General features: G+C 63.9%; 10 protein-coding genes. 5 read left to right on the forward strand and 5 right to left on the reverse strand.

The genetic code is table 11. From position 1 onward, the window contains the following. Positions 1-143: 143 nt before the first annotated feature. From ACKLLE_RS23695 to mfd, 3 genes are read right to left on the reverse strand one after another with little or no spacing between them, the layout of a single operon-like run. Positions 144-3,425: a DEAD/DEAH box helicase gene (locus ACKLLE_RS23695; protein WP_420059265.1), complete on the reverse strand. Its 3,282-nt coding sequence runs from the start codon at positions 3,423-3,425 to the stop codon at positions 144-146. 12 nt (positions 3,426-3,437) lie between these two features. Beyond that, a complete protein-coding gene (locus tag ACKLLE_RS23700; RefSeq protein ID WP_420059229.1) occupies positions 3,438-4,010 on the reverse strand; it encodes a CsiV family protein in 573 nt (190 codons plus the stop codon). A gap of 9 nt (positions 4,011-4,019) precedes the next feature. Then, positions 4,020-7,469 (reverse strand): transcription-repair coupling factor, encoded by a 3,450-nt coding sequence (mfd, locus tag ACKLLE_RS23705; protein WP_009404629.1) that lies wholly within the window; start codon positions 7,467-7,469, stop codon positions 4,020-4,022. A 169-nt stretch (positions 7,470-7,638) separates the two neighbouring features. Here mfd and ACKLLE_RS23710 point away from each other — a divergent pair, with 169 nt between their 5' ends. The 3 genes from ACKLLE_RS23710 (at position 7,639) to sthA (ending at position 11,871) form a co-directional block, all read left to right on the forward strand. Continuing rightward, positions 7,639-9,102, forward strand: a complete 1,464-nt coding sequence (locus ACKLLE_RS23710) for a glyceraldehyde-3-phosphate dehydrogenase (RefSeq protein WP_009404630.1) — start codon at positions 7,639-7,641, stop codon at positions 9,100-9,102. Between the two features lie 181 nt (positions 9,103-9,283). Beyond that, positions 9,284-10,306 carry an FAD:protein FMN transferase gene (locus tag ACKLLE_RS23715; protein WP_420059230.1) on the forward strand — a complete coding sequence of 341 codons (1,023 nt, stop codon included), beginning with the start codon at positions 9,284-9,286 and terminating at the stop codon, positions 10,304-10,306. A gap of 170 nt (positions 10,307-10,476) precedes the next feature. Next, entirely contained in the window at positions 10,477-11,871 is a 1,395-nt protein-coding gene (gene sthA, locus ACKLLE_RS23720; protein WP_009394761.1) for a Si-specific NAD(P)(+) transhydrogenase, read from the forward strand. 42 nt (positions 11,872-11,913) lie between these two features. On the opposite strand, the gene ACKLLE_RS23725 is transcribed toward sthA, so the two are convergent. After that, a complete protein-coding gene (locus tag ACKLLE_RS23725) occupies positions 11,914-12,636 on the reverse strand; it encodes a glycerophosphodiester phosphodiesterase (RefSeq protein ID WP_279899201.1) in 723 nt (240 codons plus the stop codon). 37 nt (positions 12,637-12,673) lie between these two features. Continuing rightward, positions 12,674-13,261, reverse strand: coding sequence for a PilZ domain-containing protein (locus ACKLLE_RS23730; protein WP_420059231.1), 588 nt, complete (start codon positions 13,259-13,261; stop codon positions 12,674-12,676). A 94-nt stretch (positions 13,262-13,355) separates the two neighbouring features. On the opposite strand from ACKLLE_RS23730, the gene ACKLLE_RS23735 reads away from it, so the two are divergent. Both ACKLLE_RS23735 and lolD read left to right on the forward strand, forming a co-directional pair. After that, positions 13,356-14,606: a lipoprotein-releasing ABC transporter permease subunit gene (locus ACKLLE_RS23735; RefSeq protein ID WP_009394767.1), complete on the forward strand. Its 1,251-nt coding sequence runs from the start codon at positions 13,356-13,358 to the stop codon at positions 14,604-14,606. 7 nt (positions 14,607-14,613) lie between these two features. After that, entirely contained in the window at positions 14,614-15,297 is a 684-nt protein-coding gene (gene lolD / locus ACKLLE_RS23740; RefSeq protein ID WP_170394411.1) for a lipoprotein-releasing ABC transporter ATP-binding protein LolD, read from the forward strand. Positions 15,298-15,322: the final 25 nt, after the last annotated feature.

Genomic DNA, 15,322 nt, shown 5'->3' on the forward strand with positions numbered 1-15,322 from the left:
CTGTTTCGTGAATGAACCATTCATGAGGAATACAGGTAGCCCTACTGCGGAAATAAAGAGCGTCTCTCAAGCCTGACTGTAGTGCATGTCCGAAGTCCCGGCTTCAGTCGGATCGGGCTAATGCTTAAGTGGTGCGGATGTTCTCAGCGAGCCTTCTGCTGCTCCGGCAACGGCGAGAACAACGCCTCGATATCATCCGCCGCCAGCTTCCACTGACCCGCGGCGTTCCCCTCCAGCAACCCCGCTGCCAGCGCCGCCTTTTCCTTCTGCAGTTGCTGGATCTTCTCTTCCACGGTGCCGCGGGTGATCAGTTTGTAGACGAATACCGGCTTGTCCTGGCCGATGCGATATGCGCGGTCGGTGGCCTGGTTTTCCGTGGCCGGGTTCCACCAGGGGTCGTAATGGATCACGGTGTCGGCGGCGGTGAGGTTGAGCCCGGTGCCGCCGGCCTTGAGGCTGATCAGGAACAGGGGTGTGTCGCCATTCTGGAACTCCTGCACCGGCGTGCGCCGGTCCTTGGTGTCGCCGGTCAGCAGGCTGTAGCGGATCTTGCGCTTCTCCAGTTCTTGCTCGATGAGCGCCAGCATCGAAGTGAACTGGGAGAACAGCAGGATCTTGCGCCCTTCGCTGAGCAGGTCGTCGAGCATGTCCATCAGGCTGCCCAGTTTGCCCTTGTCGGACTGCGACCCTTTCACTGTGGCATTGGCCACCAGGCGCAGGTCGCAGCAGACCTGGCGCAGCTTGAGCAAGGCTTCGAGAATCACGATCTGGCTGCGCGCCGCGCCATTGCGGGTGATTTCGGCGCGGACCTTGCTGTCCATCGCTACCCGCACGGTTTCGTAGGTGTCGCGCTGGGCGTCGCTGAGATCGACCCAGTGGATGATCTCGCTTTTCGCCGGCAACTCGGTCGCCACCTGCTCCTTGGTCCGGCGCAGCAGGAACGGGCGGATCCGCGCGGCCAGGTGGCTCATGCGTTCGCTATCGCCGTACTTCTCGATGGGCGTGCGGTAGTCGCGGGCGAAGGTCTTGCTGTCGCCCAGCCAGCCCGGCATGAGGAAGTGGAAGATCGACCAGAGCTCGCCCAGGTTGTTTTCCATGGGCGTGCCGGTCAGGCACAGGCGCTGGTCGGCTTTCAGCTCGCGGGCGGCCTGGGCGGCCTTGCTGGTGGCGTTCTTGATGTTCTGCGCTTCGTCGAGGATCAGCAGGTGCCAGTCGATCGGGGTGAAGTGCTCGAGATCGCGAGGGAGCAGGGCGTAGGTGCTGAGGACCAGGTCGTAGTCGCGCAGGTTGGCGAAATGCCGGTTGCGCCCGGCGCCATGCAGGGCGACGACCTTGAGCTGCGGAGCGAAGCGCTCGGCCTCGTCAAGCCAGTTGGGGATCAGGCTTGTCGGCATGATCGCCAGTGCCGGGCTTTCAAGGCGACCGGCGTTCTTTTCCGCGAGCACATGGCTGAGGGTCTGCAGGGTCTTGCCCAGGCCCATGTCGTCGCCGAGCAAACCACCCACCTCCAGTTCACGCAGGGTTTGCAGCCAGCTCAGGCCTTCCAGCTGGTAAGGCCGCAGTGTTGCATTCAGGCCTTGCGGCGCCTGGACTTCGGTGTACTGCGCATTCTTCAGGCGCGAGGCGAAGTCACGCAGGCGTTCGCCGCCTTGCCAGGTCAGGGAGATGTCGTCGAGGTTGCTCAGGCGCGCCGCATCCGGGGCGGACAGGCGCAGGCTGCGGCCATCGTTTTCCGTCAGGTACAGCTCGCCAAGGGTCGCCATCAGCGGTTTGATCCGCGCGTAGGGCAGGGCGACCCGTGCTGCCGTGGTGCCGTGGCGATGGCGATTGAGGTCGATCAGCAGGTGTTCGTCGTCGCCGCGCCTGGCCAGTTCGCTGCTGCGCAGCAGTTCCGGATTGCTGCGCAGCAGGTGCAGGAGGATCGGCAGCAGGCTGTGGCGTTCGCCGTTGACCACGATGCCCAGCTCCAGGTCGAACCATTGGTGCCCGCCGCCTTCCTCGATGTCGGCGTACCACTCGTCCACTTCCTGCAGGTTGAAGGCGAAGTCGGCGTGGATCTCGATTTCCCAGCCAGCCTCACGCAGCGCGGGCAGGCCTTCACGGGCGAAGTCCAGCCATTGCTGGTCGGTGTCGAGCAGCAGCAGTTCGCCGGCGCTTTCCGGCAGGGCCTTGCTTTGTCGGGTGGCGACCTTGAAGCCCCAGCCATGCAGGACCTTGCGCAAGGCTTGTTCGGCCTTGGCGTCGCGCTGGATATGCTGGGTGACATTGTCGACGAAGCGGGTCAGTGGCTTGTTGCCGCTGGCACGCAGGCCGTCGTAGTTGAACGACAGGGCGGCGCGGTGTTGCAACTGGCGCTGCATGCGCCCGCTCTTCGGGGCGTAGGCGCTGAATTCGTGGCTTCCGAGGATCAGGTGGGCGATGGGCTGGATGCCGTCGAGGGTTTCTTCGCGCAGCCTGGTGGGTGTCGGCAGTTGCTTGTCCAAAGCCGCGAGGCGGTGGCTGAGCTGGGCTACCAAGGGTTCCGGTACGTCCGGTGCCAGGGTCAGTTGCTGGGCAACGTAAGGATCCAGGCTATGCCGGAGCAGGCCGGCCTGCATGATGGTGATATCGAACCAGTACAACGGTTGCAGCGGCAGGACCCGGCGCACGGGTTCATCGCCGTGATGCCACATTCCCCAGTAGTGACCGTTCTTCTGGCGTACCCAACGGAACTCGGCGTCCCGGACCGGGCCCTGGGTCACCGGGCGCATGCCCTCGTCGAACATCAGGCGGCCGCTGTCCAGCGCTTGCTGGAACACCTCGCTGTCATGTTTTTCATCGAGGGGGAAGGTCATGCCCCAGAATCGCTCCTTGCGATTAAGGTGCAGGAGAATCTGCCGGTCTTGCGGGGTGACGTACCTGGGTGGCTGGAACAGCAGTTCGGGGATCGAGCGCAGGTTGGCGAACTGGATGCTCCCATTGGGTTGCCGTGTGCCTTTCCTGATCTTCAGGCAGAAGATGTCTTCATCGAAATGGATGAAGTAGTAGAGGGCACGGCCCTGGCTGTCTGGCCGCTGCTCGACGCTGTCCGGCGCGGGCTTTTCCAGTTTGTCCAGCCAGGACTCCAGATCCGCGGTCAGCCTCTCACCCGAGGGTTCGAGATGATCCTGGGCGTAGTAGAGCACGGCAGCGCAGTGCTTGCAGTCGACGCCCACCGGGCAGGTGCAATCGCAATCAACCCAGTATCCATCGTCTCCACGCGGTTTTATGCCGATCACCTGCCTGTAGCGGTGATCGCCCGAGCCTTCGCAGGTGGCGTGGATCGTGTCGTTCTCGACCTTTACGATGCGGACCCGCTGCTGTCTCGCGTAACCGAGCCCGCGTTCCAGCACCCTGGCACTGAATTCGTCCTGCCAGGCGCTACTTCCGAGCAGTCGGTCGAGCATATGAGGCATGTCTTACTGCTCCATCATCTCGGGATCAGGCGCCGGGCTCGCCGGCGCTCCGACTTTGCGAATCTTCACCAGCAGCGCCAGGTGTCCGCCATCGAGGAAGGTCAGTTCCGCGCTCTTCACGTTCTTGTTGCCCTGCTTGAACGCCTCGCTCTGTATCACTGCGCCGTTGGCGTCGAACTGGTTGACCCAGAAGTTTGCCTCGACACTGATGAACCGCGCTTCGCCCAGACTCAGGTTGCCTTCGATGGGGAAGTGGCCGAACTGCTCCTGGCCGTCACTGATGGCGACCTTCGACACGCCACTGCCAACGCTCTGCTGCCAGGCCTTGTGCGCCAGCACGGTGTACTGGCTGTTGGCGGCGAGCGCGGCCACTTCCTTGTCGAGAATCGGCTGGCGCACATCGTACTGCGCGATCGGTGCGGCGCCGTCGCTCCAGTTTTCCGGAGCGAACTGGCTGGTGATGGCCGGTACCGCGTTCTGTCGCACCAGGATCATTTCCACCAGGTACTGGGTGTCGGCGAAGACCGCCGGCGCGACCAGCGCCAGCAGCAGGGTGAGGTTGCGAATGGCACGCATGGATCTTCCTTACGCGGTTTGCGGGGTGAGGCGCTCGAACAGCGCTTCGAGTGTCGAGAATCGTTCATCGGCGCGCTCCATGGGCACCATGAACCTGAACTGGGTGGCGCCTTCGAATTTGTAGCGCTTGGGCTGGCCCTGGATCAGCTTGATCAGCACCAGCGGATCGACCGGGGTCTCGCTTTCGAATTCGATCTTGCCGCCTTGCGGGCCGGCATCGACCTTCTTGATCCCGAGCTTCTCCGCCTGCAGCTTGAGCAGGGTCAGGCGGATCAGGTTCTTGGTCGGCTCGGGGAGCAGGCCGAAGCGGTCGATCATCTCCACTTGCAGGTCGTTGAGGCCGTCTTCGTCCACCGCCGAGGCGATGCGCTTGTACAGGATCAGCCGCGCATGCACGTCGGGCAGGTAGTCCTCGGGAATCAGCGCCGGCAGGCGCAGGTTGATCTCCGGGCCACCGCCCAGCGGCTGGTCGAGGTTCGGCTGGGTGCCCTTGCGGATTGCCTTGACCGCACGTTCGAGCATTTCCATGTAGAGGGTGAAACCCACCGCCTGGATCTGCCCGCTCTGGCCTTCGCCGAGCAGCTCGCCAGCGCCGCGGATTTCCAGGTCGTTGGTCGCCAGCACGAAGCCGGCACCCAGATCCTGGGTGTTGGCGATGGCCTCCAGGCGCTTCTCCGCATCGGCGGTGATCTGCTGGCGCGGCGGCGTCAGCAGGTAGGCGTAGGCCTGGTGGTGGCTGCGTCCGACCCGGCCGCGCAACTGGTGCAGCTGGGCCAGGCCGAACTTGTCGGCGCGCTCGATGATGATGGTGTTGGCACTCGGCACGTCGATGCCGGTCTCGATGATGGTCGAGGCGATCAGCACGTTGAAGCGCTTGTGATAGAAGTCGCTCATCACCTGTTCGAGTTCGCGCTCGCGCATCTGCCCGTGGCCGATGCCGATGCGCGCCTCGGGCACGAGTTCGGCGAGGTCGGCGGCGCATTTCTCGATGCTCTTCACATCGTTGTGCAGGTAGTAGACCTGGCCGCCGCGCAGCAGCTCGCGCAGCAATGCTTCCTTGATCGTGCTCTTGTTCTGCTCCATGACGAAGGTGCGCACCGACAGGCGGCGGGCCGGCGGGGTGGCGATGATCGACAGATCGCGCATGCCCGACACCGCCATGTTCAGCGTGCGCGGGATCGGCGTGGCAGTCAGGGTGAGGATGTCGACTTCGCTGCGCAGGGCCTTGAGCTGTTCCTTCTGGCGCACGCCGAAACGGTGCTCCTCGTCGATGATGACCAGGCCCAGGTCCTTGAACTTGACGTCGTCCTGCAACAGCTTGTGGGTGCCGATGACGATATCGATCTTGCCCTCGGCCAGCTCGCCCATGGCGGTGCTGACTTCCTTGGCCGACTTGAAGCGGCTCATCACTTCAACGCTTACTGGCCAGTCGGCGAAGCGGTCGCGGAAGCTGTTGTAGTGCTGCTGGGCGAGCAGGGTGGTGGGCACCAGGATGGCCACCTGGCGACCGCTGTGCACAGCGATGAAGGCGGCGCGCATGGCCACCTCGGTCTTGCCGAAGCCGACGTCGCCGCAGACCAGGCGGTCCATCGGCTTGGCGGCAAGCATGTCCTCGCGCACCGCTTCGATGGCGTTCTGCTGGTCCGGGGTTTCCTCGAAGGGGAAGCCGGCGCTGAATGCGGCGTAATCGGCGGCCGGGTCGGCGAAGGCGTAACCCTTGCGCGCGGCGCGGCGGGCATAGATGTCGAGCAGCTCGGCGGCGACATCGCGAACCTGCTCGGCCGCCTTGCGCTTGGCCTTCTGCCACGTCTCGGAGCCGAGCCGGTGCAGCGGGGCCAGAGCGTCGTCGCTGCCGGTGTAGCGGGCGATCAGGTGCAGGTTGGCTACCGGCACGTAGAGCTTGGCGCCTTCGGCGTATTCCAGGGTGAGGAATTCGGCGGCCTGGTTGTCGATCTCCAAAGTCGCCAGGCCCAGGTAGCGGCCGACACCGTGGTCGATATGCACCACCGGGGCGCCTTCGCGCAGCTCGGTAAGGTTCTTGATCACCGCGTCGTTGCTGGCGTCGCTGCGTTTTTCGCGACGTCGGCGCTGCATCACGCGCTGGCCGAACAACGGGCTTTCGGCGACCAGCGCCAGGGCCGGGTCTTCCAGCACCAGGCCGTCGTCCAGCGGGGCGATGGTGATCGCCAGGCGCTCCTTGCCGGTGACGAAGTCGAGCCAGCTGTCCACGGTCTGCGGGCGCAGTTTCAGGCGTTCGAGCAGTTCCAGGAGCACTTCGCGCCGGCCTGCGGATTCGGCGGTGAACAGTACGCGGCCGGGGAACTGGTCGAGGAACTCCGAAAGCGCGGCCAGCGGCTGGTTGGCCTTGGCCTCGATGGCCAGGTTCGGCAGTTTCTGCGCCGGGAAACGCTCGCGGCCGACGCCGGCATCCACGTCATCGGCGCTGACCACGATGCGCGGCCAGCCCTTGAGCCTGGCAAAGCAGTCTTCCACCGGCAGGAACAGCTCGGCGGGCGGCAGCAGTGGCCGGTTCGGATCGATGCGGCGCTCTTCGTAGCGGCCGCGCACGTCGTTCCAGAAATGCTCGGCGGCCTGTTCCACGCCCGGCAGGGAGAACACCTGGGTATCCTGGGGCAGGTAGTCGAACAGGGTCGAGGTTTCATCGAAGAACAGCGGCAGGTAGTACTCGATGCCGGCGGGGATGATCCCGCTGGTGAGGTCCTGGAAGATCGGGCTGCGGCGGAAGTCCACGTCGAAGCGCTCGCGGAAGCGCGCCTTGAAGCGGGTCACCGCGTCCTTCTGCAGGGGGAATTCCCGCGCCGGCAGCAGGCGTACCGAGCCGACCTTGTCGATGGAGCGCTGGGTCTCCGGGTCGAAGGTGCGCAGGGTCTCGATCTCGTCGTCGAACAGATCGATGCGGTAGGGCAGCTTGCTGCCCATGGGGAACAGGTCGATCAGGGCGCCGCGCACGGCGAACTCGCCATGTTCGTAGACGGTATCGACGCAGCGGTAGCCGCTGGCCTCCAGGCGGCTGCGCATCTGTTCCACATCGAGCTTCTGGCCGATATCCAGGACCAGGCTGCTGCCGAGCAGGAAGCGGGTTGGCGCCAGGCGGTGCAGGGCGGTGGTGATCGGCACCACCAGGATGCCGTGGTCCAGCTCCGGCAGGCGGTACAGGCTGGCGATCCGCTGCGAGATGATGTCCTGGTGCGGGGAGAACAGGTCGTAGGGCAGGGTTTCCCAATCGGGGAAGGGCAACACCGCCAGCTCCGGCGCGAAGAAGCGCAGTTCCTGTTCCAGCCGGTCGGCGCTCTGGCTATCGGCGGTCAGTAGCAGGGTGAAGCGCTTGGCGGCGCTGGCAGCCTCGGCGATGGCCAGGCTCAGGGCGGCGCCGGGCAGGTTGCCCCAGGTTTGTTTGCCGGCGGTGGCCGGAAGGTGCGGTAGACGCAGAACTGGCACGGGAGGTCGAGCTCCAAGCGTTGCGACAAAGAGATCGATTGTACCGGTCCGAAGCCCATGGGGTAAGGCTTGCAGTGGTCAAATTGGCGCGACGTAACGGGGGCGACAGGCGCTCATTGCTCGAACGAGAGCTCGGCGTCATAATGTAGCCCCTTTTTTCTGTCCCTACATGTGGAAGGTTCCCGTGACTCAGAAGCCCGACCAGTGTCTTGGTGAGTGGATTGATCGTGAAGCACTTGCAGAAGCGATGATCCCGCTTATCGGTCAGCTCTACCGCAATAACAACGTGGTGAGCTCGATCTATGGCCGCAGCCTGATCAACCGCTCGGTGATCTCGATCCTCAAAGCGCATCGCTTTGCCCGCCATCGCCAGAGCGACGAAACCGAACTGTCCGTCCACGAGACATTCCCCCTGCTCAAGGCCATGAGCGAGCTGAAACTGGGCGCCGCCTCGGTCGACCTGGGCAAGCTGGCCAACAAGTTCAAGCTCGAAGGCAACGGCCGCAGCGTCGAGCAGTTCGTCCGTGAAGAACTGGCCGAAGTGGTCGGTCAGCAGAACGCTTCCGCACGCAAGGGCACCGACGTCGTCCTGTACGGTTTCGGCCGCATCGGCCGCCTGCTGGCGCGCATCCTGATCGAGAAGACCGGTGGTGGCGACGGCCTGCGCCTGCGCGCCATCGTCGTGCGCAAGGGCGCGACCAACGACCTGATCAAGCGTGCCAGCCTGCTGCGTCGTGACTCGGTTCACGGCCCGTTCGACGGCACCATCACCGTCGACGAAGAGAACAACACCATCACCGCCAACGGCAACCTGATCCAGGTGATCTACGCCAAGGCGCCGAGCGAAGTCGACTACACCCAGTACGGTATCGACAACGCCCTGATCGTCGACAACACCGGTGTATGGCGCGACGCCGAGGGCCTGGGCCAGCACCTGGCCTGCCCGGGCGCTGCCCGCGTGATCCTCACCGCACCTGGCAAGGGCGCGCTGAAGAACATCGTGCACGGCATCAACCACGGCGACATCACTGCCGACGACAAGATCATCTCCGCCGCTTCCTGCACCACCAACGCCATCGTGCCGGTGCTGAAGGCGCTGAATGACCAGTACGGCATCGTCAACGGCCACGTCGAAACCGTTCACTCGTTCACCAACGACCAGAACCTGATCGACAACTTCCACAAGGGCAGCCGTCGCGGTCGTGCCGCGCCGCTGAACATGGTCATCACCGAGACCGGCGCCGCCACTGCTGCCGCCAAGGCACTGCCAGTGCTCAAGGGCAAACTGACCGGCAACGCCATCCGCGTTCCGACGCCGAACGTCTCCATGGCGATCCTCAACCTGAACCTGGAAAAGGCCACGACTCGCGAAGAGCTGAACGAGTACCTGCGCCAGACCGCCATGCACTCCGAGCTGCACAAGCAGATCGACTACGTGAGCAGCCAGGAAGTGGTATCGACCGACTTCGTCGGTTCGCGTCACGCCGGTGTGGTCGACGCCGAAGCCACCATCTGCAACGAAAACCGTGTTGTCCTGTACGTCTGGTACGACAACGAATTCGGTTACAGCTGCCAGGTAGTGCGCGTGATGGAAGACATGGCTGGTGTGAACCCGCCTGCGTTCCCGCGCTAAGCTTGCTGGTGCGTTGAAAAGGAACGGGAGCCTGCGGGTTCCCGTTTTTTTGGCGTTTTGTTTTGTTCTTGAGGGCCCTATCGCCGGCAACGCCGGCTCCCACAGGTGGCGGTGCACGCAATTCCTGTGGGAGCCGGCGTTGCCGGCGATGAGGCCCTCAAGGCTTGCCTAGGAGGACGGTTTGAAACCAATCCTGAGCACCCTCTGTGCCCTGATAATCCTGACCGGATGCAGCAAACCCGACCCGGTCGAGCGCCTCACCGGCCCCACCATGGGCAGCACCTGGACCGTGCAATACGTCCCGCCCGCCTCGGGCCCGGACGCCGGCCAGGTCAAGCAGGAGATCGAAAGCATCCTCGCCGAGATCGACCAGCATTTCTCCACCTACCGCAGCGACTCCGAAGTCGCCCGCTTCAACCGCCTGCCCGCCGACAGTTGCCAGCCGATGCCCGCCGATGTGCTCAAGCTGGTGCGCCTGGGCGAAACCCTCTGGCGCGAAAGTGGTGGCGCCTTCGATCTCAGCGTCGAACCCTTGATGGACCTTTGGGGCTTCGGTCCGCAGTCGCGCGAAGAAAAAGTCCCCTCTGCCGAGCGCCTGGCCGAAGTCCGCCAGCGCGTAGGGCAGGGCCATCTGCGTATCGACGGCCAGCAGTTATGCAAGGACATCGCCCTGGAGCTGGACTTCAACAGCATCGCCGCCGGCTTCAGTGTCGATCGCATCGTCGAACGCCTGCACGCGCTGGGCATCGACGACCTGCTGGTGGAAGTCACCGGCGAACTCAAGGCGGTCGGCCGCAAGCCCGATGGCAGCGCCTGGCGCGTGGCCCTGGAGTGGCCGCGGGAAGACCGCCAGATCGCCGAGCAGATCCTCGGCATCGATGGGCTTGGAGTGTCCACCTCGGGTGACTACCGCAACTATTTCGAGGAAAATGGCCAGCGCTTTTCCCACACCTTCGATGCCCGGCTCGGCAGGCCGATCGCTCATGCGCTGGCGGCGGTCACGGTGTTCGAGACTTCGGCGCTGGTAGCCGACGGTTATTCGACCCTGTTGCTGATCCTCGGGCCGGAGCAGGGTTGGGAATTCGCCGTGGCACAGAATCTGCCTGCGGTTTTCGTCATGCGTGCCGATAGCGGTTTTATCGCCCGTGTGACCCCGGCCTTCGAGCGGATCGTCGGTAGGAACGCAGGGAAAAACGAAGAATGAATGTCTTGCATGTAGTGCAGAGAAAAATAGCCTACGACGCGACCAAGGGTTAATGTGCGCGCCGTTCAAGCTTGATTAGACTGCACCCGAATTTTTTCATGGCGTCCAACCGTGCGCCATGATGCCCCGGTCGCCGGTGTGGCGCCCGGGCCTGTTCTGAAGGAGTACGCATGGCTGTCTACAACTACGACGTAGTGGTGCTGGGTTCCGGCCCCGCAGGAGAAGGGGCTGCAATGAATGCCGCCAAGGCAGGACGCAAGGTGGCGATGGTCGATAGCCGTCGCCAGGTCGGCGGCAACTGCACCCATCTGGGCACCATCCCGTCCAAGGCCCTGCGTCACTCGGTGCGCCAGATCATGCAGTTCAACACCAACCCGATGTTCCGGGCCATTGGCGAACCGCGCTGGTTCTCCTTCCCCGACGTGCTCAAGAGCGCCGAGAAGGTGATTTCCAAGCAGGTCGCCTCGCGCACCGGCTACTACGCGCGCAACCGCGTGGATGTCTTCGTCGGCACCGGCAGCTTCGCCGACGAGCAGACCGTGGAAGTGGTCTGTGCCAATGGTGTGGTCGAGAAACTGGTGGCCAAGCACATCATCATCGCCACCGGCTCGCGCCCTTATCGCCCTGCCGATATCGATTTCCATCACCCGCGCATCTACGATAGCGACACCATCCTCAGCCTCGGCCACACCCCGCGCAAGCTGATCGTCTACGGCGCCGGTGTGATCGGTTGCGAATATGCGTCGATCTTCAGCGGCCTGGGTGTCCTGGTGGAGCTGGTGGACAACCGTGGCCAGCTGCTGAGCTTCCTCGATTCGGAAATCTCCCAAGCCCTGAGCTATCACTTCAGCAACAACAACATCACGGTGCGTCACAACGAAGAGTACGAGCGCGTCGAAGGCCTGGACAACGGGGTGATCCTGCACCTGAAGTCGGGCAAGAAGATCAAGGCCGACGCCTTGCTGTGGTGCAACGGCCGCACCGGCAACACCGACAAGCTCGGGCTGGAAAACATCGGCATCAAGGTCAACAGTCGCGGCCAGATCGAAGTGGACGAGGCCTACCGTACCCAGGTGCCGAACATCTACGGCGCCGGTGACGTGATCGGCTGGCCGAGCCTGGCCAGTGCCGCCCATGACCAGGGCCGTTCCGCTGCCGGCAGCATCGTCGACAATGGCAGCTGGCGCTTCGTCAACGACGTGCCGACCGGGATCTACACCATTCCCGAGATCAGCTCGATCGGCAAGAACGAGCAGGAACTGACCCAGGCCAAGGTGCCTTACGAAGTGGGCAAGGCCTTCTTCAAGAGCATGGCCCGGGCGCAGATCGCCGGCGAGCCGCAAGGCATGCTGAAGATCCTGTTCCACCGTGAAACCCTGCAGATCCTCGGTGTGCACTGCTTCGGCTACCAGGCGTCGGAGATCGTCCATATCGGCCAGGCCATCATGGATCAGCCGGGTGAGCGCAATACCCTGAAGTACTTCGTCAACACCACCTTCAACTACCCGACCATGGCCGAAGCCTATCGGGTAGCGGCCTACGATGGCCTCAACCGGCTTTTTTGAGCGGCTCCGGCCGGTGGCCTGAGCCGGCCGGGGAGATCGATTTCAGCGATTCCCGAGGGTGGCAGTGGCCAAACCGGGAAAGTCTGTAATCAGGCTGTCCACGCCGAAGTCGGCGAGTCGGCGCATCAGCGCCGGCTCGTTGACTGTCCACACCGACACATGCAATCCCTGGCGCTGGGCCTTGACCAGCCGCTCGGGGCTGCACAGCGTCCAGTTCAATGCCAGCAGCTCGCAACCGTAGTTCTGCGCGACCTTCAGCGGGTCGAGCCAGGCATATTCCGCCACCAGCCCGCGGGAAATGTCCGGGACCAGTTCCTGGGCGGCACCCAGTACTTCGCGGGAGCTGGAGGTGATGGTCACCTTGTCCAGCAGGCCGAAGCGCTGGGCCATTTCGCGAATGGCCAGGACGGTGGTTGCCGCACGGGTGCGCGAGGCGCTCTTGACCTCCAGTTGCCAGTGCTCGAACGGGCATTTCTCGAACAGCTCCTCAAGGCGCGGGATAGGGCAGGGCTGCACCCAGCCCGGACCACCCTTGCGCGCGTCGTAGGTCACCAGGTCGGCGGCGGGATGCTCGACCACCTTGCCGCGGCGGCCGGTGGTGCGTTTCAGGGTCGGGTCATGGATCACCATCAGCTCGTTGTCGGCCGACAGGTGCAGGTCGAGTTCGCAGCGCCGCACGCCGTGCCCGAGGCACTGCTGGAAGCTGGTCAGGGTGTTTTCCGGGGCTTCGCCCTTGGCGCCGCGATGGCCGTAGATCTGCGTCACGTTTGTTCCTTCAATGAAAAAGACCGAAAGCTGAAAATCAGGAAGTCGGTGGGGCGTTCTGTTCCAGTGCCTGGCGGCGTTGCTGTTGCTGGCGTTGCAGGATATAGCGGGCGAGCAACTGGCGCTGGGCATCGCTCATGTCGATGAACACGCAGCCCAGCTCGTAGCTGCCGTCGGCCCGCCTGGCGCAATGGGTGACCTTGCCGCGCAGGAGCAGGCCGGAAGCCCGGGGCATCAGCACCATCTTGAGGGCGACGCGGCTGCCGGGCTCGAAGGGCTCGGGGCTGTTGAACTCGACCCCGCCTTCGGAGAGCTTTACCGGTTGCGGTGCGCCGATCTCGCCGATCAAGGTCTGCGCGAGTACCGCGCTGAGCAGGTCGATGCGTTTGTTCTGGGCCTTGAGGAAGGCGGCGAGGGTGCGGTCCTTCTCGCTCAGCTGGCGCAGCAGGTGCTGGGATTCGAACTCGCTCAGGTGCAGTTCGCTGAGCAGATTGAACAGCGGGGAATCATCTTGCAATAAGTCCGTGCCAAGGGCCTCCGCTGCGCTCAGCGGGCTAATTTCCAGTGCGATCCTGTCGTCGATACGGTAGTATTCGCGGCGATCTTCTTCATCTAATGTCGACATGGCGAACCCATGGTTACGGCGGTGGTCTGAGTGTAAATCCGCTGTCCTGCCCCCGCCACAAGGACGTTCCTCTTTCATCCGAACAAGCCCCGACATGTTCAGACCTCTTTTCGTCTACATCGGCACGCGCTACACCCGTGCCAAGCGTCGCAACCACTTCGTCTCGTTCATTTCCCTGACCTCGATGATCGGCCTCGCCCTTGGCGTGGTGGTGATGATCGTGGTGCTCTCGGTCATGAACGGTTTCGACCATGAGATGCGTACCCGGGTCCTGGGCATGGTCCCTCATGCGACCCTCGAGACCGGGCAACCGCTGACCGACTGGCCAGCCCTTGCCGATCAAGTAAAGCAGAATCCATCGGTGCTCGATGTCGCGCCCTTCACCCAGATGCAGGGGCTGCTGACCCACGCCGGCAAGGTACAGAAGGTCCTGCTCAATGGGGTTGACCCGGCGCAGGAGCGCAAGGTTTCGATTATCGGCGACTTTATCCGGCAGGGGCGGCTGGAAGACCTGGCGCCCGGTGACTTCGGCATCATGATCGGCGACAAGGCCGCGAGCAGGCTGGGTGTCGGCATCGGCGACAAGGTGACCTTCGTCGCCCCCGAGGTCACCGTGACCCCGGCCGGCATGTTCCCGCGCATGAAGCGCTTCACCGTGGTCGGCACCTTCCATGTCGGCGCAGGCGAGATCGATGGCTTCCTGGGGCTGACCAACATCGCCGACCTGTCGCGCCTGCATCGCTGGAAACCGGACCAGGTCCAGGGCCTGCGCTTGAAGTTCGACGACCTGTTCCAGGCCCCGCGCATTGCCTACAACATTGCCCATCAACTGGGCGACCAGGAGTTCTACGCCCGCGACTGGACCCGCAGCTACGGCAACCTGTACCAGGCGATCCGCATGGAGAAGGCGATGATCGGCCTGCTCCTGCTGCTGATCGTCGCCGTGGCGGCGTTCAACATCATTTCCACCCTGGTCATGGTGGTGAACGACAAGCGCGGCGATATCGCCATCCTGCGTACCCTGGGCTCCACGCCGCGACAGATCATGGCGATCTTCATGGTCCAGGGCACCATCATCGGCGTGCTCGGTACCGCCATCGGTGCCGTCGTCGGCATTCTTGCGGCGCTGAATGTCAGCGCCGCCATCGCCGGTCTGGAAACCCTGATCGGGCATAAATTCCTCAACGCCGACGTCTACTTCATCGACTACCTGCCGTCCCGGATCATGGCCGAGGACGTATGGATGGTCTGCGGCGCGGCGCTGGTCCTGAGTTTCCTCGCCACCTTGTATCCGGCCTGGCGTGCGGCACGCACCCAGCCCGCGGAGGCGCTTCGTTATGAGTGAGTTGGGCATGAGTGATAAAGCCGTACTGAGTTGCCGCAACCTGGGCAAGTCCTATGACGAGGGCCCGGAGTCGGTGCAGGTGCTGTCGAACCTGCAATTGGAACTGTTCCCCGGCGAGCGCGTGGCCATCGTCGGCAGTTCCGGATCGGGCAAGAGCACCTTGCTCAACCTGCTGGGTGGCCTCGATACCCCGAGCCAGGGCAGCGTGTGGCTGGCCGGCGAGGAACTGTCCGCCCTTGGCGAACGTGCCCGCGGCCTGCTGCGCAACCGCGCGCTGGGCTTCGTCTACCAGTTCCACCACTTGCTGCCCGAGTTCACCGCGCTGGAGAACGTGTGCATGCCGCTGTTGATCGGTCGTACCGCGATTCCCGAAGCCCGCGAGCGTGCCGAGGCGTTGCTCAAGCGCGTCGGCCTCGGTCATCGCCTGGGGCACAAGCCGGCCGAGCTGTCCGGTGGCGAGCGCCAGCGCGTGGCGATCGCCCGGGCGCTGGTCAACCGTCCCGGCCTGGTGATGCTCGACGAGCCGACCGGCAACCTCGACCAGCACACCGCCCAGGGTATCCAGGACCTGATGCGCGAATTGAGCACCTCGTCGCAGACCGCCTTCCTGGTGGTGACCCATGACCTGAACCTGGCCCGGCAGATGGACCGCGTGCTGCGCCTGGAAGAGGGCCACCTGGTTCCGATCTGAAGCGTCGATCTGACTCGTGGCGGGC

The organism is Pseudomonas bharatica, from assembly GCF_048586865.1.
Classification (GTDB): domain Bacteria; phylum Pseudomonadota; class Gammaproteobacteria; order Pseudomonadales; family Pseudomonadaceae; genus Aquipseudomonas; species Aquipseudomonas bharatica.

Coding starts and splice junctions, on each gene's coding strand:
- sthA (WP_009394761.1), top strand. CDS start 10,477: ATGGCTGTCTACAACTACGACGTAGTGGTGCTGGGTTCCGGCCCCGCA.
- ACKLLE_RS23735 (WP_009394767.1), top strand. CDS start 13,356: ATGTTCAGACCTCTTTTCGTCTACATCGGCACGCGCTACACCCGTGCC.
- ACKLLE_RS23710 (WP_009404630.1), top strand. CDS start 7,639: ATGTGGAAGGTTCCCGTGACTCAGAAGCCCGACCAGTGTCTTGGTGAG.
- lolD (WP_170394411.1), top strand. CDS start 14,614: ATGAGTGATAAAGCCGTACTGAGTTGCCGCAACCTGGGCAAGTCCTAT.
- ACKLLE_RS23700 (WP_420059229.1), bottom strand. CDS start 4,010: ATGCGTGCCATTCGCAACCTCACCCTGCTGCTGGCGCTGGTCGCGCCG.
- ACKLLE_RS23695 (WP_420059265.1), bottom strand. CDS start 3,425: ATGCTCGACCGACTGCTCGGAAGTAGCGCCTGGCAGGACGAATTCAGT.
- ACKLLE_RS23730 (WP_420059231.1), bottom strand. CDS start 13,261: ATGTCGACATTAGATGAAGAAGATCGCCGCGAATACTACCGTATCGAC.